Source organism: Nocardioides astragali (genome assembly GCF_024436375.1).
GTDB classification, from domain to species: Bacteria; Actinomycetota; Actinomycetes; order Propionibacteriales; family Nocardioidaceae; genus Nocardioides; species Nocardioides astragali.
On sequence record NZ_JAFMZM010000004.1, the window covers coordinates 336346 to 359669 of the forward strand.

27 protein-coding genes and 1 pseudogene are annotated in these 23324 nt (G+C 71.0%); 15 read left to right on the forward strand and 13 right to left on the reverse strand.

What is annotated here, in order from left to right; genetic code table 11:
* Positions 1–31: 31 nt before the first annotated feature.
* The gene (locus J3P44_RS14840) at positions 32–547 is read right to left on the reverse strand and encodes a class I SAM-dependent methyltransferase (RefSeq protein ID WP_255891209.1); all 516 of its coding nucleotides are present in this window, start codon (positions 545–547) and stop codon (positions 32–34) included.
* Between the two features lie 114 nt (positions 548–661).
* Between J3P44_RS14840 and dapB the strand changes: the two genes are divergently transcribed.
* Positions 662–1405 carry a 4-hydroxy-tetrahydrodipicolinate reductase gene (gene dapB / locus J3P44_RS14845; RefSeq protein WP_255891622.1) on the forward strand — a complete coding sequence of 248 codons (744 nt, stop codon included), beginning with the start codon at positions 662–664 and terminating at the stop codon, positions 1403–1405.
* Positions 1406–1426: 21 nt separating this feature from the next.
* Here dapB and J3P44_RS14850 read toward each other — a convergent pair whose 3' ends face one another.
* The 5 genes from J3P44_RS14850 to J3P44_RS14870 all read right to left on the reverse strand — a co-directional run bounded on the left by J3P44_RS14850 (position 1427) and on the right by J3P44_RS14870 (position 3980).
* Positions 1427–1723 (reverse strand): AzlD domain-containing protein, encoded by a 297-nt coding sequence (locus J3P44_RS14850; RefSeq protein WP_255891210.1) that lies wholly within the window; start codon positions 1721–1723, stop codon positions 1427–1429.
* Positions 1723–2454 carry an AzlC family ABC transporter permease gene (locus J3P44_RS14855; RefSeq protein ID WP_255891211.1) on the reverse strand — a complete coding sequence of 244 codons (732 nt, stop codon included), beginning with the start codon at positions 2452–2454 and terminating at the stop codon, positions 1723–1725. Before J3P44_RS14855 ends, J3P44_RS14850 begins: the two co-directional genes overlap by 1 nt.
* A gap of 37 nt (positions 2455–2491) precedes the next feature.
* A complete protein-coding gene (locus J3P44_RS14860) occupies positions 2492–2719 on the reverse strand; it encodes a hypothetical protein (protein ID WP_255891212.1) in 228 nt (75 codons plus the stop codon).
* A gap of 99 nt (positions 2720–2818) precedes the next feature.
* Positions 2819–3388 carry a GNAT family N-acetyltransferase gene (locus tag J3P44_RS14865; RefSeq protein ID WP_255891213.1) on the reverse strand — a complete coding sequence of 190 codons (570 nt, stop codon included), beginning with the start codon at positions 3386–3388 and terminating at the stop codon, positions 2819–2821.
* Positions 3389–3398: 10 nt separating this feature from the next.
* Entirely contained in the window at positions 3399–3980 is a 582-nt protein-coding gene (locus J3P44_RS14870) for a DUF3043 domain-containing protein (protein ID WP_255891214.1), read from the reverse strand.
* 208 nt (positions 3981–4188) lie between these two features.
* Here J3P44_RS14870 and J3P44_RS14875 point away from each other — a divergent pair, with 208 nt between their 5' ends.
* From J3P44_RS14875 to J3P44_RS14895, 5 genes are read left to right on the forward strand one after another with little or no spacing between them, the layout of a single operon-like run.
* On the forward strand, positions 4189–4992 hold the full coding sequence (locus J3P44_RS14875; RefSeq protein ID WP_255891215.1) for a PspA/IM30 family protein: 804 nt from the start codon (positions 4189–4191) through the stop codon (positions 4990–4992).
* Entirely contained in the window at positions 4989–5267 is a 279-nt protein-coding gene (pspAA, locus tag J3P44_RS14880; protein ID WP_255891216.1) for a PspA-associated protein PspAA, read from the forward strand. The genes J3P44_RS14875 and pspAA overlap by 4 nt, the downstream gene beginning before the upstream one ends.
* An 8-nt stretch (positions 5268–5275) precedes the next feature.
* Positions 5276–6178 (forward strand): zinc metalloprotease HtpX, encoded by a 903-nt coding sequence (gene htpX / locus J3P44_RS14885; RefSeq protein WP_255891217.1) that lies wholly within the window; start codon positions 5276–5278, stop codon positions 6176–6178.
* 20 nt (positions 6179–6198) lie between these two features.
* On the forward strand, positions 6199–6771 hold the full coding sequence (pspAB, locus tag J3P44_RS14890) for a PspA-associated protein PspAB (RefSeq protein WP_255891218.1): 573 nt from the start codon (positions 6199–6201) through the stop codon (positions 6769–6771).
* Entirely contained in the window at positions 6768–7958 is a 1191-nt protein-coding gene (locus J3P44_RS14895; protein WP_255891219.1) for a sensor histidine kinase, read from the forward strand. Before pspAB ends, J3P44_RS14895 begins: the two co-directional genes overlap by 4 nt.
* Positions 7959–8080: 122 nt before the next feature.
* Here the strand turns inward: J3P44_RS14895 and J3P44_RS14900 are convergent.
* Together J3P44_RS14900 and nadA are read right to left on the reverse strand one after the other, a co-directional pair.
* Positions 8081–9154 (reverse strand): annotated as a pseudogene (locus J3P44_RS14900) (winged helix DNA-binding domain-containing protein); the annotation flags it as partial.
* A 24-nt stretch (positions 9155–9178) separates the two neighbouring features.
* Entirely contained in the window at positions 9179–10363 is a 1185-nt protein-coding gene (gene nadA, locus J3P44_RS14905) for a quinolinate synthase NadA (RefSeq protein WP_255891220.1), read from the reverse strand.
* Between the two features lie 58 nt (positions 10364–10421).
* Here nadA and J3P44_RS14910 point away from each other — a divergent pair, with 58 nt between their 5' ends.
* Positions 10422–11657 (forward strand): glucose-1-phosphate adenylyltransferase family protein, encoded by a 1236-nt coding sequence (locus J3P44_RS14910; RefSeq protein WP_255891221.1) that lies wholly within the window; start codon positions 10422–10424, stop codon positions 11655–11657.
* Here J3P44_RS14910 and J3P44_RS14915 read toward each other — a convergent pair.
* Both J3P44_RS14915 and J3P44_RS14920 read right to left on the reverse strand, forming a co-directional pair.
* Positions 11654–12541, reverse strand: coding sequence for a GNAT family N-acetyltransferase (locus J3P44_RS14915; RefSeq protein WP_255891222.1), 888 nt, complete (start codon positions 12539–12541; stop codon positions 11654–11656). The two genes, J3P44_RS14910 and J3P44_RS14915, sit on opposite strands and share 4 nt — an antisense overlap.
* Positions 12538–12966, reverse strand: a complete 429-nt coding sequence (locus tag J3P44_RS14920) for an SRPBCC domain-containing protein (RefSeq protein WP_255891223.1) — start codon at positions 12964–12966, stop codon at positions 12538–12540. Before J3P44_RS14920 ends, J3P44_RS14915 begins: the two co-directional genes overlap by 4 nt.
* A gap of 64 nt (positions 12967–13030) precedes the next feature.
* On the opposite strand from J3P44_RS14920, the gene J3P44_RS14925 reads away from it, so the two are divergent.
* Positions 13031–14113 carry a glycerate kinase family protein gene (locus J3P44_RS14925; protein ID WP_255891224.1) on the forward strand — a complete coding sequence of 361 codons (1083 nt, stop codon included), beginning with the start codon at positions 13031–13033 and terminating at the stop codon, positions 14111–14113.
* Between the two features lie 171 nt (positions 14114–14284).
* Entirely contained in the window at positions 14285–14644 is a 360-nt protein-coding gene (gene erpA / locus J3P44_RS14930) for an iron-sulfur cluster insertion protein ErpA (RefSeq protein WP_207081919.1), read from the forward strand.
* A gap of 64 nt (positions 14645–14708) precedes the next feature.
* On the opposite strand, the gene J3P44_RS14935 is transcribed toward erpA, so the two are convergent.
* Positions 14709–14951 (reverse strand): hypothetical protein, encoded by a 243-nt coding sequence (locus tag J3P44_RS14935; protein ID WP_255891225.1) that lies wholly within the window; start codon positions 14949–14951, stop codon positions 14709–14711.
* Positions 14952–15015: 64 nt separating this feature from the next.
* Between J3P44_RS14935 and J3P44_RS14940 the strand changes: the two genes are divergently transcribed.
* Positions 15016–16002 carry a carbohydrate kinase family protein gene (locus J3P44_RS14940; RefSeq protein WP_255891226.1) on the forward strand — a complete coding sequence of 329 codons (987 nt, stop codon included), beginning with the start codon at positions 15016–15018 and terminating at the stop codon, positions 16000–16002.
* 103 nt (positions 16003–16105) lie between these two features.
* On the opposite strand, the gene J3P44_RS14945 is transcribed toward J3P44_RS14940, so the two are convergent.
* Together J3P44_RS14945 and J3P44_RS14950 are read right to left on the reverse strand one after the other, a co-directional pair.
* Positions 16106–16357, reverse strand: a complete 252-nt coding sequence (locus tag J3P44_RS14945; protein WP_255891228.1) for a sulfurtransferase TusA family protein — start codon at positions 16355–16357, stop codon at positions 16106–16108.
* Positions 16357–17484, reverse strand: coding sequence for a cysteine desulfurase family protein (locus J3P44_RS14950; RefSeq protein WP_255891230.1), 1128 nt, complete (start codon positions 17482–17484; stop codon positions 16357–16359). The genes J3P44_RS14945 and J3P44_RS14950 overlap by 1 nt, the downstream gene beginning before the upstream one ends.
* Before the next feature lie 176 nt (positions 17485–17660).
* Between J3P44_RS14950 and ctaC the strand changes: the two genes are divergently transcribed.
* The 5 genes from ctaC (at position 17661) to J3P44_RS14975 (ending at position 23268) form a co-directional block, all read left to right on the forward strand.
* Positions 17661–18542, forward strand: a complete 882-nt coding sequence (ctaC, locus tag J3P44_RS14955; RefSeq protein ID WP_255891231.1) for an aa3-type cytochrome oxidase subunit II — start codon at positions 17661–17663, stop codon at positions 18540–18542.
* Entirely contained in the window at positions 18539–20281 is a 1743-nt protein-coding gene (gene ctaD / locus J3P44_RS14960; protein ID WP_255891233.1) for an aa3-type cytochrome oxidase subunit I, read from the forward strand. Before ctaC ends, ctaD begins: the two co-directional genes overlap by 4 nt.
* Positions 20278–20676 (forward strand): cytochrome c oxidase subunit 4, encoded by a 399-nt coding sequence (locus J3P44_RS14965; RefSeq protein WP_255891235.1) that lies wholly within the window; start codon positions 20278–20280, stop codon positions 20674–20676. The genes ctaD and J3P44_RS14965 overlap by 4 nt, the downstream gene beginning before the upstream one ends.
* Positions 20677–20778: 102 nt before the next feature.
* Positions 20779–22008: a L,D-transpeptidase gene (locus tag J3P44_RS14970; RefSeq protein WP_255891236.1), complete on the forward strand. Its 1230-nt coding sequence runs from the start codon at positions 20779–20781 to the stop codon at positions 22006–22008.
* A gap of 96 nt (positions 22009–22104) precedes the next feature.
* Positions 22105–23268: an RtcB family protein gene (locus tag J3P44_RS14975; RefSeq protein ID WP_255891237.1), complete on the forward strand. Its 1164-nt coding sequence runs from the start codon at positions 22105–22107 to the stop codon at positions 23266–23268.
* Positions 23269–23324 lie beyond the last annotated feature (56 nt).

The window sequence follows — 23324 nt, forward strand, 5'->3', positions numbered from 1 at the left end:
CTTCCCGGCTGACGGCTCGGCAGCAAGACGCTCACCTGCGGGCAATGATCCCGATGACCGGGGGAGCCTTCTGCTCGACGACGCTCACACGGAAGCCGCCGCGCAGCAGGTTCTCGGACGCCTTCTTGACGATGTTGGGGACCAGCTCGGGACGAGCGGCCTCGTAGAAGAGGTAGACGGCGCCGCCGGGCACCACGCGCTCGTGGAGCAGGGCGATCTCGTCGTCGCAGGCGCGGACCCAGAACAGGTTGACGTTGAAGGCGAACGCCTTGTTGAGCCGCTTGACCGGCACCCGCAGGGTCGCGAGGTCGATCTGGCGTACGACGAGGCGGCCGGCGTCGACGTACTTCTGGTTGCGGCGCTTGGTCCGGTCGACCCCTGACTCGGATCGGTCGATGGCGAACAGCTTGCCGGTCTCCAGCTTGCTGCAGATCGCCTCGGCTCCGGCGCCGTTGCCGCAGCCGATCTCGAGGACCTGGTCGCCCGGCTGGACGTCCATGAGGTCGACGGCCCACTTGATGCGCGGCGGGATGGTCGAGATGGGCATGGCGCACAGCCTGCCAGACAGGTGTTCACGAGTCAGCCACCGCCACTCGCGACCTGCCCACGACGATAGGTTGGGGGAGTGAGCCCACCGCAGTCACCGTCAGGCAGCAGCCCGATCCGAGTCGGCGTGCTGGGGGCACGCGGCAAGGTCGGCACGGAGGTCTGTCGCGCTGTGGAAGCAGCGCCCGACACGGAGCTGGTGGCCTCCGTCGACGCCGGTGACGACATCGAGGCGCTGGTCCACTCGCGCGCCCAGGTCGTCGTCGACTTCACCCACCCCGACGTGGTGATGGACAACCTGCGCTTCTGCATCGCCAACGGCATCCACGCGGTCGTCGGCACCACCGGCTTCGACCAGTCACGGCTCGACCAGCTCGACGCGTGGCTGGCGGACGCGCCCGGGGTCGGCGTGCTCATCGCGCCCAACTTCTCCATCGGCGCGATCCTGATGATGCGCTTCGCCGCGCAGGCGGCTCCGTTCTTCGAGTCCGTCGAGGTCATCGAGCTGCACCACCCGGACAAGGCCGACGCGCCCTCCGGAACGGCCAGGCGTACGGCCGAGATGATCGCCGCCGCCCGTCGCGACGCGGGCAGCGCCCCCATGCCCGACGCCACCACGACCGGCCTGGAGGGCGCGCGGGGCGCCGACGTCGACGGCGTGCGGGTGCACGGGCTGCGCGTGCGGGGGCTGGTGGCCCACCAGGAGGTGATCCTCGGAGGCGCAGGGGAGACCTTGACCATCCGGCACGACTCGCTGGACCGGATCTCCTTCACGCCCGGTGTCCTGGCCGGCGTCCGGGCTGTCGCCGACCACCCGGGGCTGACCGTGGGGCTGGACTCCTTCCTCGACATCGGCTGAGGTGCCCGTGACCTGTCGGGGTCAGACGAGCCGAGCCAGCGCCGCCACGACCGCCGCGCCCACGACCACGACCAGGAACGGCGCCCGCAGCAGCAGCGCGACCACGGCGAAGCCGAGACCGAGGACCCGCGCGTCGACCGTGAGCGACCTGCCGTCCGAGACGACCTGCACGGCGACCAGGGCCGCGAGCAACGCGACCGGGATCAGGTCCGCCACCCGCTCGACGGTCGGGTGCGCCAGCACCCGCTGTGGCAGCGACAGACCGGCGAGCTTGAGCAGGTAGCAGCCGGCGCAGGCCAGCAGGATCGCGGTCCACATCAGCGGTGACCTCCCGCGACGTCGTCCACCCCGGGGATCTCCGTGGGGTCCTGCCGCTTGGTCAGCACCCCGACCAGGACGGCCACCCCACCTGCCGCCAGCACCGGCACTCCGGGGGCGCTCAGCGGGACCATGGACAGCGCCACGACGGCCGCCAGGACACCCACGACGACGTTGCGGCGATCCTTCAGCCGTGGCCAGAGCAGGGCGAGGAACGCCGCCCCGACGGCGGCGTCGAGACCGAAGGTGCGCGGGTCGCCGACGGCCTCACCGGCGAACGCGCCGATCGCCGTGGAGAGGTTCCACAGCACGAACACCGAGACCCCGGTGGTGAGGAAGCCCAGGCGGGCGCCCTCCGTCGAGCTGCGGCTGACGGACATGGCGGTCGACTCGTCGATCAGCACGTGGGCCGCTGCCACCCGACGCCAGCCGCCCCACTTCAGCAGCGGCGCCATCCTCAGGCCGTACAGCGTGTTGCGGGTGCCGAGGAGCAGGGCGGTCGCCGCGCCGGACATGGGAGCGCCACCCGCGGCGACGACGCCGGCGAGGGCGAACTGGGAGGCTCCGGTGAACATCAGGAGCGACAGGACGCAGGTCTGCGCGACCGACAGGCCCGACGAGACCGCCACTGCGCCGAACCCGACGCCGTAGGCACCGGTGGCCACGCCCACGGCCACGCCGTCCCGGATGATTCCCGTACGCTCGCCGGGACTGAGGGCGGGCTCGAGCACGACCCGAGGCTAGGCGATGTCCCCGAGCATCTCCGACTCAGTGCAGCCGCCGCCGCGCCCGGGCGGGGCGGGCCTGGCGCTGGCGGAAGTCGTGGACCAGCGCGAAGGCTGCCGCCGCGCCGGCCACGGTGCCGGCCAGCACGCCGGCCCGGAGGTTGATCGGGACCTCGGGCATGGCACCGAGCCAGAAGCCGAGGCCGGTGCAGACGATGAGCGCTGCGAGGACGAGCGCGAGCTTGTGAAGAGCAGGAAGCGGACCGAACATCGCGAAACCCCCATGCAGGCCGGCGGGATAGCCGGACCTCCATAGTGCCGCGCCCCGGACGAAAAGCAAGACGAAAGGCAAGACGACAGGCAGGCGGCCTCAGCCGATGGCCGTGTGGAGGCGGACCTGCTTGACGGTCGTGGCGCCGGTGCCGTCGAGGTCGAGCTCGCGGTGCGCCGTGTCGGCGGCCCATCCCGCATCGGTGAGGAACCTCCGGAAGGCGTCGTCGCCGACGTTGACCCACGTCACGGCCCGAGTGAAGCGGTCGGCGGCCAGCGTGTCCACGGCCGCCTGCAGGAGGCGGGAGCCGTGGCCCTTGCCACGCTCGGCCGGGTCGAGGGTCACCTCGGCCAGCTCGCCGTCGGCCACCGGGTCACAGTCGGGGTCGACCGCGGGGGAGGTGAGGGCGAAGCCGACCACCCGGTTGCGCTCGAGCGCCACGAGCACGCGGTGCCGCGCATCCGCGGGCCTGGCGAGCACCTGGCGCCACTGGGCGCCGACGGCCTCGACGTCGGTCGGGAGGACCTCGGCGGGCAGCAGTCCGGCGTACAGGTCGGGCCAGGCGCGCACCTGGACGCCGGCGATGGCCTCGGCGTCGTCGTCCCAGGCGATGCGTACGGACACGTCGGCACTCGGCCCCCCGCCGGGAGCGGCGTGGGAGTGTTCCATCAGCGGGGGCTCATCGGTAGGTCTCGGGCAGCTTCTGGCCGATCTTGACCTGCGCCTTGGGCAGGCGCAGGAACTTCATCTGCAGCGAGCGCATCGCGGCGTAGAGGGTGGCGCCCTTGGTCGACTCCCCCGGGAAGCGCCGGGCGAGCTCGCGCCGCAGGCGCATGCGCAGCATGAAGATGTCGACGATGATCACCAGGATCGTGGTGAACAGCACGGTGTTGCCGAGCTGGATCATGCCCCGACTGCCGGAGTAGCCGAGGACCATCGAGACGACGAGCAGCGGGACCATCAGCTCGATGAAGGAGAACCGGGAGTCGACGAAGTCGCGGATGAAGCGGCGGACCGGTCCGCGGTCGCGGCTGGGCAGGTAGCGCTCGTCGCCGGTCTTCATCGCCTCCCGCATCCGGCGCGACGTGTCGCCACGGGAGGAGCGCTGGGCGGCCATCTGCTCCTTGCGGGTCCGCGGCACCTTGGCGCGGGCGCGTGCGGCTGCCTCCGCCTCCTTGCGCGACGGCGTGGGACGACCCTTGCCACCCGCCTTCTCGGGGGTCGTCGGGGACTCCGGCTCGGAACTGGTACGACGGAACACGCGCGCTGCCTTCAGATGGATCGGATGCGGTGTCCCAGCCTATCCTCGCCGGCCGGCTGGCACACGGTCGAGGGACGCCCTACCTCCGGCTTGGGTTTGGTCCTAGGCTGACTGCGACTGCACGTGCGACGTCGTCGACGGTGCAGGCGCGATCCAACGACACCGACGAGCACGACCCAGACATGACCGAGAGAGGGTTCCCACCCCGATGAGTCTCATGAAGCGCATCAGCCTGATCTTCCGCTCCAAGGCCAACAAGGCACTGGACAAGGCGGAGGACCCCCGCGAGACCCTCGACTACAGCTACCAGCGCCAGCTCGAGCTCCTCTCGAAGGTCCGCCGCGGGGTCGCCGACGTCGCCACCAGCCGCAAGCGGGTCGAGCTGCAGGTCAACCAGCTCGAGCAGCAGGCCGCCAAGCTGCAGGGCCAGGCCGAGAAGGCGATCGGCGCGGGACGTGAGGACCTGGCGCGTGAGGCACTGACCCGCAAGTCCGGGCTCGCCTCGCAGATCACCAACCTCAAGGAGCAGCAGGCCACCCTCCAGGGCGAGGAGGAGAAGCTCGTCCTCGCGCAGCAGCGGCTCCAGGCCAAGGTCGAGGCCTTCCGCACCCGCAAGGAGACGATCAAGGCCACCTACACCGCCGCCGAGGCGCAGACGCGCATCGGGGAGGCGATGTCGGGCATCGGCGAGGAGATGGGCGACGTCGGTCTCGCCATCCAGCGCGCCGAGGACAAGACGGCCCAGATGCAGGCGCGCGGTCAGGCCATCGACGAGCTGATCGCCTCCGGCGCCCTCGATGACGCCTCGCAGCTCAACGCCGGTGACGACATCTCCCGCGAGCTCGACGCCCTCAGCTCCGGCTCCGACGTCGAGGCGGAGCTGGCGCGGCTCAAGGCCGGCAACGCGCCGCCCCAGGCCATCGAGTCCGCCGAGGACGGCGGCGACATCCTGGCCGCCGAGCCGGAGGCCGTGCGGGCCGAGGGCGACACCAACGAGAGTGGGCGGGCATGATCGTCCGCATCCTCGGCGAGGGTCAGTACGACCTCGACGACCACGCTCTCGACGCCCTCAACGGTCTCGACACCCAGATCGAGCAGGCCATCGAGGCCGGTGACGAGGAGATGTTCCGCACGGCGCTCCAAGGGCTCCTGGCTGCCGTGCGCTCCAGCGGCACCCACCACGAGCTCGACTCCCTCGACGAGTCCGACCTCATCCTGCCGCCGCCGGACGCCACGATCGACGAGGTCCGTCAGCTCCTGGGTGACGACGGCCTGATCCCGGGCTGACGTCGGCCTTGGCCACCTCCCGCTTCATCAAGGACTCCGGGCTCACCGCCCGGATGACCCTCACCATGTTCCTGCTGGGGGCGCTGTTCGTGGGGCTCGTGGTCGCGGTGATCCAGTACGTCGGCACAGGTGCCGCGCCGCTGGTGGCCGTCATCGCGATCGGCATCGCGTTCTGGCAGTGGTGGAGCTCGGACAAGGTCGCCATGCGGGCGATGCGCGCCCGCGAGGTGACCCCGGAGGAGGCGCCGGAGCTGCACGGGATGATCGACCGCCTGTGCGCGCTTGCCGACATGCCCAAGCCCCGGGTGGGGATCGCGGACCTGTCGGTCCCCAACGCCTTCGCCACCGGCCGGTCACCCGACCGGTCCGTGGTGTGCGTGACGACGGGGATCCTGCACACCCTCGACGCCGAGGAGCTCGAGGCCGTCCTGGCCCACGAGCTGAGCCACGTCGCGCACCGTGACGTCCTCGTCATGACGGTGGCCTCGTCGGCCGGCATCGCGGCCGGGCTGCTGATGCGTGGGGCGCAGTACGGCGCACTCGGACGCCGCAACAACGGTGCCCTGCCCGCCGTGCTCGTCGCCATCGTGGTCAGCCTCGTCGTCTACGCCGTGAGCTTCCTGCTCCTGCGGTTGCTCTCGCGCTACCGCGAGCTCAGCGCCGACCGCGCGGGCGCCTACCTCACCCTCAAGCCCTCCGCCCTCGCGACGGCGCTGCAGAAGATCAGCGGTCAGGCGGCGTTGACCCCCCGGGACGACCTGCGGGCCGGCAACGCGGCCAGTGCGCTGTGCATCGTCCCAGCGCTGCGCGGCGGTGGAGCCTCTGGGCTGTTCGCCACCCACCCGCCCCTCCAGCAGCGTCTCGAGCAGCTGGCCCGCATCCAGGCCGAGCTGAGCCGGCCGGCGGGCTGAGGGGAGCGGGGGAGCGAGCGATGGGACTCTGGGAGACGATGCGGGCGCGTACGCAGCCCAAGCGCAACAACCTGGACGCGCTGTTCCTCGTGCCGAGTGCCGCGATCACGCTCCAGACCGCGCTCGGGTTCGAGCCGACGGGCTCCGGCTCCGTCTGCTACCGCTCCGCGGCCGGGGCTGCCTTCGCGCAGACGCAGGACGACGTGGTCGCCCTCATCCGTGACGACGCCGACGCCCCGGAGGTGACGGTCACGCAGGACGACTTCGGCTTCACCTGGCTGGTCGTCTCCGGCGACGCCTCCGACATGTCCGGCCTCTGCACCGACCTGCACGCCGTCAACACCACGCTGGAGCTCAACGGGTTCGAGGGCGGGCTCCTCTGCTCGATGGTGCCCTTCGCCAACGCGTCGGGCCAGCGGTTCGGGCTGACCTACCTCTACAAGCAGGGCACGTTCTACCCGTTCGCGCCCAGCGGTGAGCAGGCGCGTGACACGCTGCTCGAGCTCTCCGTACGCGACCTCCTGGCGCCCGAGCTGCCGATGGAGCCCGACCTGCAGCGATGGCTGGCCGTGTGGAAGGCGCCGGGGCTGTGAACGGGGAACGGGGGAACGCCCAGCAGCGCGACCAGCTGCTGGCCACCTACGACGTCCTCGACGGACGGGCGCGTCGCGAGCTGGGTGCGCTGGCCGACCTCGCGGCCCAGGTGTCCGGCGTGCCCTACGCCTCGGTCAACCTCCTCAGCTCCCACGCCCAGCACCAGGTCGCCACCTCCGGGTTCGAGGCCGCGGACCTCCCGGTCGAGGAGGTCATGTGCCGGGTGGTCGTCGAGACCGGCGAGCCGGTCATGCTGGAGGACGCCAGCCAGGACGCGCGCCTCACCCAACACCCCTGGACGACCGGCGAGGTCGCCCGCGTCAGGTTCTACGCGTCCCACCCTCTGCGTACGCCCACGGGAGCCGTGATCGGGACGCTGTCCGTGTTCGACCACGACCCCCATCCGGTCACCCCGGCGGCGGCCAAGGGCCTGTCCCAGCTCGCCGACCGGGTCGTGGACGTGCTGGAGCTCGAGCTGGCGTTGCGCCGGCTCGGCGAGGCGAACGCCCGCCTCAGCACCTCCAACGAGCGACTGGTCCACTTCGCCGGCCAGGTCAGCCACGACCTCAAGAACCCGCTGACCTCGGTCTCGCTGTCGCTGGAGTCCCTCGAGATGGACATCACCGACCCCGACCAGGTCGACACCCTCGCTCGCGCTCGTCGTGGGGTCGAGCGGATGAACGACCTGATCGACAACCTCCTGGCGTTCGCCTCCCAGGGTTCGCCTCCCGGGGAGGACCTGGTGGACCTCGGGGCCGAGCTGGCCCACGCGCTGGACGACCTCACCGGTCGCCTCGCCGACGCGGCCGTGGAGACCGACGACCTCCCGGTCGTCCGCGGCGACGCCGCCCAGCTGCGCTCGGTGCTCGTGAACCTCATCGACAACGCGGCGAAGTTCACCGTCGACGGGAAGAGGCCAGAGATCGAGGTCCGCTCCCGACCGCAGGTCGGGCGCAACCGGATCGAGGTGCGTGACCGTGGCCGAGGCGTCCCCGTGGAGCAGAGGGAGAGGGTCTTCGCGCCACTGGCCCGCCTCGACAAGTCCGTCGACGGTGTCGGCATCGGGCTGGCGACGAGCCGCCGGACCATCGAGGCGCACGGCGGCCATATCGGCGTGGAGGAACGCGACGGGGGTGGCTCGGTGTTCTGGTTCGAGCTGCCCGCGGTCGACGACGTCCTTGGGTAGGGAAGCCTGGCCCGCTTCATTTGGAGGGACGCGTACACGTTGCCGATCACGGTCCCGCCCAGCCAGGCGGTGAGCCGCTCCGCCTCGTGGTCGAGGGCCGCCCGGCCCTGCGGGCCGACGTCCTCGAGCAGGGACAGCCGGACCACTCCTGCGTCGTCCTGCACCCAGCACCCGACGATGCGCCCGTCCCACCACGCCGTGGTGCCGGCGTTGCCGTTGGTGTCGAACAGGAAGGGGACGTGGGCGGGGTCGAGGTAGAAGCCGCGTGACTTCCAGCCCATCACCGTCGGGTCGAGCGCCGGCAGCAGCGCCGCCCAGGGCTCGGCCGGTCCGATGTCGTCGGTGTCCTCCGGCAGCACCCACCCGGTGGTGCCGTCGTCGAGCGCCACCTCCACGGCCTCGACGTCCGCAAGGGCACGGGTCACGGCCGTCTTGGTCGAGCCCAGCCACCACTGGATGTCGCCGGTCGTGCCGGGGCCGAACGTCCACAGCCAGCTGCGGACGAGCTCGGCGTAGCCCGCAGCCTCCTCGAGCGGCTCGGGCACCTCGTGGAGCCAGTCCCGGGTCCGCAGCCAGGTCGGCTTGTTGAGGCGCCAGTGGCCCGCATTGCGGCCGCGCACGATCGCGCCCTCCAGCCCGAGGTGGGTCAGCACCCAGGGGGCGACGGAGACCGGGCGGTCCCACTTCTTGTCGGTCGTGCCGCCGATCATCCCCGCCAGCTCCGGCACGTCGGCGCGGAGCTGGGCGCCCGTGGCCGGTCCGTCCGCGAGCCGGGCCAGGACGGCGTGCCGGGCGGCGTCCAGCCAGGCCCCGCCATCAGGGGCGATGCCGGCCTCGGAGATCGCCTTGGCGACACGACGGCGCTCCGTGGCCGCGACCCGGGCCGAGGCACTGCCCCACGTCGCGGGCAGCAGGTCACGGGGGAAGACGAACAGCGTGCGTCGCATCGCGAGCTGCTTGACGACCAGCCGGTCGTCGTACAGGGCCTGGTCGACGTGCTCGGGCGTCAAGCCCTCGGAGCGGGCGGCGACGGCGAGGTGCACCGTTGCGGCTTCGGTGGCGTGCAGGGCCGTCATCGCCCGTGACACCGCGGTGACGTCGAGCAGCCGGTGGCCGGGTGCGAGCCCGTGGCGTACGCCGATCCGGCTGCGGCGCTCGGAGTCGCTGATCCGACGCACGCTCCTGCCCCCTGTCATGCCCCCGTCATCCCCCTCGTCCGATCAGTCGCGGTGGGACTTGCCCGGCAGGTCCAGCATCCGCTGCAGCGCCACGAGGGCGTCGGCCTCGGTCTCGGGGTCGACGGTGATCTGGTTGACGACGGTGCCGGCGACGAGGCTCTCCAGGGCCCAGACCAGGTGCGGGAGGTCGATCCGGTTCATCGTCGAGCAGTAGCAGACGTTGCGGTCGAGGAAGACGATCGTCTTGTCCGGGTGGGCGTCCGCGAGGCGCTGGACGAGGTTGAGCTCGGTGCCGATCGCCCAGACCGTGCCGGGCGGGGCGGCCTCGATGGTCTTGATGATGAACTCGGTCGAGCCGACCAGGTCGGCCTTGAGCACGACGTCGTGGGTGCACTCGGGGTGCACGAGGATGTTGATGCCCGGGTGCTTGTCGCGCAGCTCGTCGACGACGTCCGCGGTGAAGCGGCCGTGGACCGAGCAGTGGCCCTTCCACAGGATCATCCGCGCCCGCTGGAGCTCATCCGCACTGAGCCCGCCGCCGGGCTGCCTCGGGTCCCAGACCACGCACTCGTCCAGCTCCATGCCCATCTTGAGCACGGCCGTGTTGCGCCCGAGGTGCTGGTCGGGGAGGAAGAGGATCTTGGCGCCGTCGGCGAGGTCCGCCTTCTGCTCGAACGCCCACTCGAGCGCGACGTCGGCGTTGGAGGAGGTGCACACCACGCCTCCGTTGCGCCCGCAGAACGCCTTGATGTCGGCGCTGGAGTTCATGTAGGTCACCGGCACGACGCTGTCCTGGATCCCGGCGTCGGCCATGGCGTCCCATGCGTCCTCGACCTGGCGCAGTCGTGCCATGTCGGCCATCGAGCACCCCGCAGCCAGGTCGGGGAGGATCACCCGCTGCGTGGGGGAGGTCAGGATGTCGGCCGACTCGGCCATGAAGTGCACGCCGCAGAAGACGATGAACTCGGCATCCGGGCGCCCTGCGGCGTCGCGTGCCAGCTTGAACGAGTCGCCGGTGACGTCCGCGAACTGGATGACCTCGTCGCGCTGGTAGTGGTGGCCCAGGACGAAGAGCCGCTCACCCAGCGCGGCCTTGGCGGCGCGGGCACGCTCCACCAGGTCCGGGTCGGACGCTGCTGGCAGGTCGCCGGGGCACTCCACGCCGCGTTCGGCGTCGAGGTCGCGGCCCTTGCCGAGGGGGAGGAGCGGCAGGTCGACGGTGCTCATGCGGCCAATCCTAGGCGCCGCAGGGGAGCGCCTCCCGGGCGCGTGGCAGGGTGTGGACATGCCACGTCGCGGTGAGGTCCTGGCCCTGGTCCAAGCAGGCGGTCAGGGTTCCCGCATGGACGTGCTGACGCGCGAGCGGGCCAAGCCGGCGCTGCCCTTCGGCGGGGTGCACAGACTGATCGACTTCGCGCTGTCGGGCCTCGTGCACGCGGAGCTGGCCGACGTGTGGGTGTCGCTGGAGTACCAGGTCACCTCCATCGACGACTACCTCTCCGGGGGCCGCCCCTGGAGCCTGGACCGCAACCGGGGCGGCTTCCGGCGGATCGTGCCGCAGACCGGGACCGGGCCGGCGACCGAGAGCGGGTTCGCCCACGGCAACGGCGACCTGCTCCTGCGCATGTCGGCGGACATCGAGTCGTTCGGTGCGAGGACGCTCGTCGTCTGCAGCGCCGACCACGTCTTCAACATGGACCTGGCGCCCATCGTCGAGGAGCACGTCGCCGCCGATCGGGCCGCCACGGTTCTGACCACGGAGACCACCCTGAAGGACGCCGCCGACAACGTCGTGGTGCTCGCGCGCCGCGACGGCACCGTCACCGGGATCGAGCACAAGCCGTCGAAGCCCTCGGCAGGCACGGTTGCGACGGAGATCTTCGTCTACGACACCGAGACCCTGCTCTCGACCCTCCGCGCCCTGAGGCGCGAGCTGTCCGGCGAGCAGGAGGAGGACGGTGACAGCGGCATCGGCGACTTCGGCGAGCACCTGCTGCCGCGCCTGGTCGAGGGGGGTGACGTCGTCGCCGTCCCGCTCACGGGCTACTGGCGCGACGTCGGCCAGCCCAGCCTCTACCTCCAGGCCCACCGCGACCTGCTCGCGGGCAGGGTCGACGTCTTCGACCACCCGGACCGGCCCGTCATCTCCCACTGGCCCGACCGCCCGGCCGCTCGCCTACGGGCGGCGGGGGAGTGCCGCGACTCGCTCCTCTCTCCAGGAGCCGACGTCTCGGGTCGCGTCGTGGGCAGCGTGCTCGGTCCCGGGGTGGTCGTCGAGAAGGGTGCCGAGGTGCACGACAGCGTCCTCATGGAGGACTGCGTCGTGCGGGCGGGCGCCGTGGTGCGTACGACCGTGCTGGACGAGCGCTGCGAGGTCCGGGCGAGGGCGCAGGTCGGCGCAGAGCCGTCGCGCAGGCGCGCGCACGACGACGACATCGTGCTGGTCGGCCGCGACTCGCACGTGGCCGGCCGGGTGGCCCCGGGCGGGCGACTGGAGCCGGGGTCGGACCTCGCGTCCTAGAGCAGGCTGCCGTGGTGCAGGTAGGGCGTCGGGGGCTTCATCTGACGCACGCACAGGTAGCCGTTCTGGTAGATCGCGAGCCGCGCGGCCAGCCCCACGTCGAGCGCCCACTGGTTGGCCGCGGTGATGTGGTGGACCGACACCTCCCCGTCGGGCGGGGACGACGCCAGCGCCTCCCACAGCAGCTGCGCGGCCGTACGCCGGTTGGTGGCGGCGAGCAGGCAGGGCGACCCGTCGACGTCGACGTAGGCATAGCCCGAGCCGGTCGAGTGGTCGGTGACGAGCAGCCGGAACTGTTCCAGCAACAGCTCGTGGTCGCCGAGGTGGGCGGCCCCGCGAGTGCGGCGGTCGACGGAGTCGAGCAGGTCGACGTCGCCCGCGGTGCCCTCCCGCACCCGATCGACGATCGGGATTGCGCTTCGGTCGACGACGCCGGTCAGGAGCATCTGCGGGTGCAGGTCGAAGCCCGCCAGGCGGTAGAGGCGTACGGCGCCCGGGTCGGCGCTGGCGGCGAACATGCCGCGCAGGCATCCGCGTCCGTGGTGCATCGCAGCCGCCATCAGCTGGGTCCCGATGCCCTGACCCTGGTGTCCGGGCTCGACCGCGAACGACGCCAGGATCCACATCAGCTCGCGCACCCGGGACACCGCCCCGCCGACGACTCGGCCGTCCACCTCGGCGGTCCAGCAGCCTCCCGGGTCGGTCGCGAGGGCCTGCCTCGTGCGGTGGATCCAGTGTCCGTGGCGGGACGGGGGGCGTCGTACGGGGTCGGGCCAGGCGCGCTGGTAGGTGCGGGCATCGACCTCGTAGTAGCTGGTGGCCGTGATGTCGCCCATCGCCTCGAGGTCGTCCTCGCGCATCGGCCGGATGAGGGGCGCGGTCACGACACGTGAGCGGCGTACCGCTCGAGCAGCTGGTCCCAGTGCGTGTATCGCGCGCGGACGTCCTCGCTCCCCGCGGCCCACCCTCCGTGCTCGAGCCGCACGCGCGTGCCGTCCTCGCTCTCGGTGAAGCTGACGTCGAGGGTGGTCGCTGACTCCTCGTCGTGGCCGAGCCAGAACTGCTGGGAGTAGTGGCCGATCGGATCCCAGTCGGTGACGCGCCCCCAGACGTGCTGCTCGTCGCCGTGGATCATCGTGACGTCGCCGTTTGGATCGATGGCGATGCCGGCGAAGGTGGCCGGGTCCGGGCTCACCATCGGGTCCCACCACTCGCTCATCTGCGCGGTGAAGCCGACGAAGGCCTCCGTCACGGTGACCGGCACGGTCACCTCGGCGACGATCGGCTCCAAGCCGGGCGTGGATGGCATGGCTCCAGCATGCCCGACGCCGGGTGCCGGAGTCGCGGCCGCGGTCCTGGTGAAGGATGACGCCATGCGCGTCCTCATCGCCCCGGACAAGTTCGCCGGGACACTCACGGCCGTCGAGGCCGCCGAGGCCATCGCCGCGGGCTGGCGGCGCCAGGCTCCCGGTGACGACCTCGACCTGGCGCCGATGGCCGACGGAGGCCCGGGCTTCGTGGACGTGCTGCACGCGGCGCTCGGCGGCGAGCTCGCGGCCGTCACGGTGTCCGGGCCCCACGGCTCGCCCGTTCCGGCGGTGGTGCTGCGGGTGGGGGAGACGGCGTACGTCGAGAGCGCGCAGGCCGTCGGTCTGCACCTGGTCGACGGTGATCCGGAGACCGCCTCCAGCCGGGGAGTCGGCGAGCTGATCCTGGCGGCCGTGACCGGCGGGGCGCGGACGGTCGTCGTCGGGCTCGGCGGCTCCGGCACCAACGACGGCGGTGCGGGCGTCCTGGCCGCGCTGGGTGCGAGCTCCGACGGGGTGCTCGACGGCGGTCCCGCCGCCCTCGCCTCCGTCTTGCAGGTGGACCTGAGCGCTGCCCGCGCGTGCCTGTCCGGGGTCGCCCTCGTCGCCGCGAGCGACGTCGACAACCCGCTGACCGGGCTGTTCGGGGCGACCAAGACGTTCGGGCCCCAGAAGGGCATCGGCGAGGAGCGGATCGCCGAGGTCGACGGCTGGCTGGAGGCCTTCGCCACGGCGACCGACCGTCGTACGTCCCTGGAGAAGGGCGCCGGCGCCGCGGGCGGCATCGGCTACGCCCTGCTCGCGCTGGGGGCGTCGCGGCGGCCCGGCATCGACTTCGTCACCGACGCGGTCTCCCTGGCCGAGCGGGCCAGGCGTGCCGACCTGGTGGTGACCGGCGAGGGGGCCTTCGACTTCTCCTCCCGGGCCGGCAAGGTGCCTTACGGCGTGGCGGGCGTCGCGTCCGAGGCGCTGCGCCCCTGCATCGCCCTGGCCGGGCAGGTGCTCGTCGGCTCGCGCGAGATGCGCGCGCTCGGGATCGAGTCGGCGTACTCCCTCGTCGAGCTGGTGGGCGAGGAGCGGGCCTTGGGCGCGCCCGCTGACGCCCTCGCCCAGCTGGCGGAGCGGGTGGCCCGCACCTGGTCGCGCTGACCCGCCGCCCCGCTTCGGCGGTGACGGCTGGCGACACCGGTTCGGCCCCCGCGACGTCGTACGCCGCCACCCTGGGGGCACAGGGCCCGATCCGGGCACGAGGGCGGGGAATAACCCGGTGTGTGCGACCATTGGTACCTGCAGTACCCCGAGACTTTCTGGAGTGATGACATGACCGAGCAGGTCGAGACCACTGAGCGCCGCACCGACCAGATCAACCTGTCCGATGTCGCCGCCGGCAAGATCAAGAGCCTCCTCGAGCAGGAGGGCCGTGACGACCTGGCCCTGCGCATCTCCGTCCAGCCCGGTGGCTGCTCGGGCCTGCGCTACCAGCTCTTCTTCGACGAGCGGACCCTCGACGGAGACGTGACCACCGACTTCGACGGTGTGACCGTCGTGGTCGACCGGATGAGCGTCCCCTACCTCAACGGTGCCGAGATCGACTTTGTCGACACCATCGAGAAGCAGGGCTTCACGATCGACAACCCCAACGCCACGGGCTCCTGCGCCTGCGGCGACTCGTTCCACTGATCTGACGCAGACGAAGGGCCCCAGCCGGTTGGCTGGGGCCCTTCGTCGTTTCAGCGGGTGAGGCTCAATCGAGGTGAAGGTGGAGCGCGTTCGCCAGGCGCGCGGCGGCGTCCGAGACCCGGATCTCGGGCTTGCCGACCTCGGCGGGGTAGTCCTCGAAGCGGATGCTCGGCGGGGTCGCCACGGCGGCCTTCGCGGCACGCTCCAGACGCAGGTTGCGGCCGATCTCCTGGCAGTCCGCGGCGAGCTCGGCGGGAGTCCCCAGCTCGTCGTGGACCAGGTGCGAGGGGCGTCGAGAAGTCGTCATGGCGTCGACGTTATTGCCTACTGAGTGGTATCCCGAGGCGTACCCAGAGGTAGTGTTTCGCGGCGTGTCCCTCCTCGTTGCCGGATCCATCGCGACCGACCACCTGATGTCCTTTCCGGGCCGGTTCGCCGACAGCCTGGTCGTGGACCAGCTCGACAAGCTCTCGGTGTCCTTCCTGGTGGAGGACCTGGAGGTACGCCGCGGGGGCTGCGCGGCCAACATCTGCTTCGGGCTCGGCAACCTGGGGCTGCGCCCGGTGCTGGTCGGCGCCGTCGGCGAGGACTTCGCCGAATACCGGTCGTGGCTCGAGCGGCACAACGTCGACTGCGACTCGGTGCACGTCTCCGAGACGCGGCACACGGCCCGCTTCGTGTGCACCAACGACTCCTCGATGGCCCAGATCGCCAGCTTCTACGCCGGCGCGATGAGCGAGTCGCGCGAGATCGAGCTCAAGCCGATCGTGGACCGTGTCGGCGAGCCCGACTACGTCATCATCGGCCCCGACGACCCGCAGGGCATGCTCCGCCACACCGACGAGTGCCGCCAGCGCGGCTACCGCTTCCTGGCCGACCCCTCCCAGCAGCTGGCCTTCGGCGACGGCGACCTGATCCGCCCGCTCATCGACGGCGCGGAGATCCTCTTCTCCAACGAGTACGAGGCGAGCCTCATCACCCAGAAGACCGGCTGGAGCGCCGATGAGGTCCTCTCGCGCGTCGGCACCTGGGTCGTCACCCTCGGCCCACAGGGCGTACGCATCGACCGCGCCGGCGAGGAGTCCATCCTCGTCGCGGCCGTGCCCGAGATCGAGAAGGTCGAGCCCACCGGTGTCGGCGACGCCTTCCGGGCCGGCTTCCTCGCTGCCCTCAGCTGGGGCCTGGGCCACGAGCGCGCCGCACAGCTCGGCTGCCTGCTCGCTGTCTACGTGGTGGAGCAGGTCGGCACCCAGGAGTACCAGATCGCGCGCGGCGCCTTCCTCGCCCGCTGCGCGGCGACCTACGGCGACGCGGCCGTCGCCGACTTCGAGCCCCACCTCAAGACCATCCGCCCCTGACCGGTCGGCTCCTCCGGGTACCTAGGGACGTTCTGGTAGGCGTTCCGGCCCTTCCGCCGACCAGAACGTCCCCAGATTGCCGAACTGCGACTGCCGGCAACGATCAGCTGACGCGGCGTACGACGTAACGCGGGGCGCCGTCCGGGGCGGCGTCCGCCCCGACGTAGTCCTGTGCCTTCATCCGGCACCAAGCCGGGACGTCGACCGCGGCCGCCGGGTCGAGGGCGACCACCGCGAGCAGCTCGCCGACCTCGACGTCGGTGAGGTGCCGGGCGAGCTCGATGACCGGCATCGGGCACGGCATCTCACGGCAGTCGAGCTCCAGCGCGACGTCGCGGTGCGGATCGGGCGTCATCACAGGCCCACTCGTCCCCGCAGGTCGGCCACCAGCCCGGGCAGCGCGTCGCAGAAGGCGTCGACGTCGGAGCGGGTCGTCTCTCGCTGCAGCGAGAGCCGGACGTTGCCGTGGGTCAGCACGCCCATGGCCTCCAGGACGTGGCTGGGCGCGAGCGTCGACGCCGTGCAGGCGGAGCCGCTGGCGATGCCGAAGCCGCGCCGGTCGAGCTCGGTGACCAGCGCCTCGCCGTCGACGTAGAGGCACGAGAAGGTCACGAGGTGGGGAAGCCGCCGGTCGGGGTCGCCCACCACCTCCACGTCGGGCACCTCCGCGGCCACCCGACGCCGTACGACGTCGATCAGCTCGTGGTGCCGCGCGTTGACCTCGTCGCGCTCGGCGACCACGGCCTGCAACGCGGCGGCGGCGGCGAGCGCCGCAGGGAGGTTCTCGAAGCCGGTGCTGCGCTCGTCGGCCCGGTCGTCGGCGGGGAACGGGTTGCGCCACCGGGCCCGCTTGCGGACCAGCAGCACGCCGACCCCGGCCGGCCCGCCCCACTTGTGCGCGGACCCCGCGGCCGCGGCCCAGCCGGTGGGCAGCGCCAGGCGGCCCATCGAGGCACACGCGTCGGTGAAGAGGGGGACGTCGTCGGGCAGCTCGACCTCCCCGACGGGCTGGAGCGTGCCCACCTCGTGGTTGGCGGTCTGGAGTGCCACCGCACCCACCTCGGAGGCGGTCGCGGCCTGCGCAAGGACGTCCGCAAGGACGCGACCTTCCCTGTCGCACGGGACGGCCTCTCCGCGGGCGCCCCACTCCACGGCCCGGTGCACGGCCGAGTGCTCGACCGCCGGGTGGACGACCAGGTCCCCGCGCCGGGACCCGCGCACCAGCCCCAGCAGCCCCAGGTGCACCGCGTGGGTGCCGCTGGGGGTGAAGGTGACCTCGTCCGCGCGTACGCCCAGCGCGTCGGAAGTGGCCTCCCGCGCGTTGTCGAGCAGCAGCCGGGCCTCGCGGCCGGCGCGGTGCAGCCGGCGCGGGTCGGCGTACCCCCGGTCGAGCGCGGCGAGCAGGACCTGGCGCGCCGCTGGGTGCAGCGGCACCGCGGACGCGCTGTCGAGGTCTCCCCTTCCTGCCACAGGCCCGGTCACAAGGGCAACCTATGCCACCTGCGCTGCCGCCCGGCAGGACGATCGGACCGATCCCACGACACTCGACCCTGCCCCGCACACCCCGGCCCGATGGGGATACTCTCTGTTCTGTCGAGAAGGACCGAGAGAGAGGCTCGTCAGTGGGTCTGCAAGTCCCCAAGCTCTCAGGCGCGCCCGTGCGGCGCACGCTGAGGATCGCGCTGCTGGGCGCGACGATGCTGGTGCTGGCCGGGTGCTCCGAGGCCGACACGCACCAGATCAAGAACCTCGCGATGCCCGACCGCGCGAGCGCCCAGGGTCCCTACACCTACGAGCTCTGGAAGTGGGCCTGGGTCGCCGCGATGGTCACCGGCCTCATCGTCTGGGGCCTGATCTTCTACGTCGTGGTGAAGTTCCGCCGCCGCAGCGACGACGAGATCCCGCGGCAGACGCGCTACAACCTGCCGCTCGAGGTCTTCTACACGATCGCCCCGGTCCTGATGTGCGTCGTGTTCTTCTCCCACACCGTCCGCGTCCAGGACGTGATGACCGAGCTCGACGCCGAGCCCGACATGACCGTCGAGGTGACGGGCCAGCAGTGGTCGTGGACGTTCAACCACGGCATCGGCGAGCAGAACACCGACGCCACGGGCGTCGAGGGCGACTACGCCTACGACGAGTACGTCTACACCTCCGGTGACGGCAACGAGATCCCGACGCTGGTGCTCCCGGTCGACCAGCGGATCCAGTTCAACCTGCGCTCGCCCGACGTGATCCACAACTTCGGCGTGCCCTCCTTCCTGACCCGGATGGACGTCATCCCCGGACGCGTCAACAAGCTCCAGGTCACCCCGACCGTCGAGGGCACCTACGCCGGCAAGTGCTACGAGCTCTGCGGCGTCTACCACTCCCGGATGCTCTTCCAGGTCGAGGTGGTCAGCCAGGCCAAGTACGACGCCTACCTCGGCGAGCTGGCCGAGGCCGGCCAGTCCTCCGACGAGCCGCTCACCGGCGGCGCCAACGCCACCACGCAGACCGGACTCGGCGAGAGCCAGTCCCAGGAAGGAAGCCAGGAGTGAGCGCCGCAGCCGCTGCTGTCCCGCAGCGCAAGACCCTGGGTCAAAACGCAGTACGACTGCTGACCACGACCGACCACAAGCTGATCGGCAAGCTCTACCTGGCCACGTCGTTCGCGTGGTTCCTCGCCGCCGGCCTGATGGCCATGCTGATCCGCTCCGAGCTGGCCTACCCCGGCCAGCAGGTCGTCAACGAGCAGCTCTACAACCAGCTCTTCACCATGCACGGCACGATCATGCTGCTGCTGTTCGCGACACCGCTGTTCTTCGGCTTCGCCAACGTGATCATGCCGCTGCAGATCGGTGCGCCTGACGTCGCGTTCCCGCGCCTCAACATGTTCAGCTACTGGCTGTTCCTCTTCGGCGGGCTGATCGCCGCGTCCGGCTTCCTCACCCCGCAGGGGGCGGCTGACTTCGGCTGGTTCGCCTACACGCCGCTCTCCGACGCCGTACGCAGTCCCGGCGTGGGCGGCGACCTCTGGATCATGGGCCTCTGGATGGCCGGTCTCGGCACGATCCTCGGTGGCGTCAACTTCATCACCACGATCATCTGCATGCGTGCGCCCGGCATGACCATGTTCCGGATGCCGATCTTCGTCTGGAACACGCTGATCACCAGCATGCTCGTGATCATGGTGTTCCCGATCCTGGCGGGCGCGCTGCTCTCGCTGGAGGCCGACCGGATCCTCGGCGCCCACGTGTTCGACCCGTCGCACGGCGGGCCGGTCCTCTGGCAGCACCTGTTCTGGTTCTTCGGGCACCCCGAGGTCTACATCATCGCGCTGCCGTTCTTCGGCATCATCTCCGAGATCCTCCCGGTCTTCAGCCGCAAGCCGATCTTCGGCTACGTCGGCCTGGTCGCCGCGACCCTCGGCATCGCGATGCTGTCCGTGGCCGTGTGGGCGCACCACATGTTCGTCACCGGCGCGGTCGACCTGCCCTTCTTCTCGGGCATGACGTTCCTGATCGCGGTGCCGACCGGAGTGAAGTTCTTCAACTGGATCGGCACGATGTGGGGGGGATCTCTGTCCTTCGACACCCCGATGCTGTGGTCGATCGGCTTCCTCACGACCTTTCTCTTCGGTGGTCTCACCGGCGTGATCCTGGCCAGCCCGCCGCTCGACTTCCACGTGTCCGACTCCTACTTCGTGGTGGCCCACTTCCACTACGTCGTCTTCGGCACCGTGGTGTTCGCGATGTTCGCCGGCTTCTACTTCTGGTGGCCCAAGATGACCGGCCGGATGCTCGACGAGCGCCTGGGCAAGCTGCACTTCTGGCTGCTGTTCGTCGGCTTCCACACCACGTTCCTCGTCCAGCACTGGCTGGGTGTCGAGGGCATGCCTCGTCGCTACGCCGACTACCTGCCGGCTGACGGGTTCACCACGCTCAACCAGGTCTCGACCGTGGGTGCCTTCCTGCTCGGCGCCTCGACGCTGCCGTTCCTCTACAACGTCTACGTCTCCTCCAAGGCGCCCTTGATCGCCCTCGACGACCCGTGGGGCTGGGGTCGCTCGCTCGAGTGGGCCACCAGCAGTCCGCCCCCGCGTCACAACTTCCACATGTTGCCGCGGATCCGCTCCGAGTCGCCGGCCTTCGACCTGCACCACCCCGAGATCGCCCTGCTCGAGCTCGAGGAGAACGAGGCCGAGGGTGAGGGTGAGGTCGCCGACGCGCCCGAGGTCGCGGGTCGCGAGCAGATGCTGCGTGACCGCACCGACACGACCGAGGAGGAGAACCGATGAAGGCCGAGGCATGGCTGTTCGGGGTCACGACCGCGTTCGTGGCCGTCGTCGCACCCGCCTACTGGTTCCTCGCCGAGGATCCCACCGGCACCTCCGCGCTGGTGATGACCGCCCTGCTGACCGCGATGATCACTCTCTACCTCGGCTTCCACGCCTCCAAGATGGATCCGCGTCCCGAGGACCGCAAGGAGGGTGAGATCGCCGAGGGCGCCGGTGAGCTGGGCTTCTTCCCGCCCTACTCCTGGTGGCCGCTGTGGTGCGCCCTCGCGCTCGGCGTGATCGTCTACGGCACGGCGCTGGCGGCGTGGTGGCTGGTCATCATCGGGTTCACCCTCGGCGCGGTCGTGTTGTGCGGCTTCGTCTTCGAGTACTACCGCGGCGAGCACGCCCACTGAGCGTCCCGCCGACTTCGGCTGAACCCGTCCGCGTCGTACGCTGGGCGGGTTCTTCCGTTCCACGACCGTTCCGCGGTCCGTTCCTGCAGGGGGTCTCGTCGCATGCGCTCTCGCGCGTCCCGGTCCGCGTCCACGCGCCCCGCGCTCCGTCGTACGGCGGTCGCGGCGGCGTTGTTGGCCGTCACCGGCCTGGCCGGCTGCGACTCCGCGGTGGGCGGCTCCGAGAGGGGTCCGGGCACGACAGGGGCCTCCGAGTCCGCCAAGCCCGAGCCCGTACGCCTCACGACGAGCTTCCGCGACGCCGGCGCGGTCCCGATCGATGAGCCGCTGACGGTCGGCACCGACGGCGGGACCCTGGACACCGTCACGGTGACCTCATCCGGGAGCGGCGTCGAGGGTCGTGTCGAGGGCACCGTCGACGGTGGCTCGTGGACGGCCTCCACCCGGCTCGAACCCGGCACCGACTACGTCATCACCGCCTCCGCCACGCGCAGCGACGGGCGGACGGTGGAGCGCACCCGCAGCTTCCAGACGGTCGACCTCACGCTCGACGAGCAGACCTACCCCGCCGTGGCGCCGCTCGACGGCGAGACCGTCGGGGTCGGGATGCCGGTCATCGTGACCTTCGACCTGCCCGTCACCAACCGCGCCCGGTTCGAGAGGCACATGCACGTCACCAGCACGCCGGAGCAGCGCGGGTCGTGGTACTGGCTGAGCGACCACGAGGCCCACTGGCGCCCGACGTCCTACTGGAAGGCCGGCACGGACGTCTCGGTCGAGCTCGACGTCAACAGCCTGCCCGCGGGCAACGGGATCTACGGACAGGAGTCGCGCAGCATCGACTTCCACATCGGCGATTCGGTCGTCAGCAAGGTCGACGTCCGCACCCACACGATGCGGACCTTCGTCAACGGCCGGCTCGCCCGCACCATGCCGATCAGCGCCGGCAAGGCGGGCTGGGAGACGCGCTCCGGCACCAAGGTGATCATCGAGAAGTTCCGCCGCAAGCGCATGAACGCCGCCACCATCGGCGTCGACCGGGACGACCCGGAGTTCTACGACCTCTCCAACGTCCAGTACGCGCTGCGCGTGACCTACTCCGGCGAGTTCCTCCACGCCGCGCCGTGGTCGGCGGGCTCGCAGGGGAGCGCCAACGTCTCCCATGGGTGCGTGGGCATGAGCCTGGCCGACGCGCAGTGGCTCTACGACCGTACGAGCCGCGGGGACGTCGTCGAGGTCACCGGCTCGAGCCGCTCGATGACGCTGGACAACGGCTACGGGGACTGGAACCTGTCGCAGGCGGACTGGAAGTCCGGGTCCGCCCTCTCCTGACGCACACCGGAAATGGGCGGTGCAACCCCATTGAGGACCCGTAGCGTCCTGGGTCGGTCCGCAACGTCGCGGGCCAACTCATCAGAAGGAAGGACGATGGAGCACCTGACCCCGACGCTCGTGAACTGGGCGTCGATCCTGGAGGACAACACCCGAGCGCAGGCGGAGCAGACGGCCGCGATGCCGTTCGTCCACCCGCACGTCGCCCTGATGCCGGACGCCCACCTGGGCCTCGGTGCGACCGTGGGCTCGGTGATCCCGACCCTTGGTGCGATCATCCCGGCTGCCGTCGGCGTGGATATCGGCTGCGGGATGATCGCCGTGCGCACCCAGTACGCCGTGACGGACCTGCCTGAGGACCGCAAGCCTGTCCGGCAGGCCATCGAGCGGGCCGTCCCGCTCAACGCCGGCGCCGCGAACGCCAAGGTCAGCCGTGAGCACACCGAGAGGCGTCTCGAGCACCTGCGCGACCTCGCCTCGGCGGCTCGCTTCGACCCCGGGTCGTACGCCGCGCGGTGGGATCTGCAGCTGGGCACGCTCGGGTCGGGCAACCACTTCATCGAGATCACCGCCGACGAGGCAGGCGGAGTGTGGCTGTTCCTCCACTCGGGCTCTCGCGGCGTCGGCAACCGGATCGCGCAGAAGCACATCGCGGTGGCCCGCGAGGCGTGCGAGGGGGTGGAGCTCCCGCACCGGGACCTGGCCTACCTCACCGAGGGGACCGAGGAGTTCGACGCCTACATCCGCGAGATGCGGTGGGCGCAGACCTACGCGCTGCTCAACCGCGAGGAGATGATGGACCGGGTCGTGCACCAGTTCGCCGAGTGGGTCGGGGGAGACGTGGAGCGGCGGGAGGAGATCAACTGCCACCACAACTACACCGAGCCGGAGCACCACTACGGCCGGGACGTCTGGCTCTCCCGGAAGGGTGCGATCAACGCCGAGCAGGGACGGCCCGGGCTGATCCCGGGCTCGATGGGGACCGCGTCGTATGTCGTGACGGGCAAGGGGAACCCCGTCTCCCTCAACTCCGCGCCGCACGGCGCCGGCCGGGAGTACTCACGCACGCGGGCACGCAGGACGTTCACCGCCGAGGACCTGCGGCGCGCGATGGTGGGCATCGAGTACCGCGACACCGACGCGTTCATCGACGAGATCCCCGCCGCCTACAAGGACATCGACCAGGTGATGGCTGACGCCGCCGACCTGGTCGAGGTGTGCCACGTGCTTCACCAGATCGTCAACGTGAAGGGCGACTGAAAGGACGACTGAGCGCGTCCGGGGACATCAGGTACGCCGAGGGCCCACCGGGATCA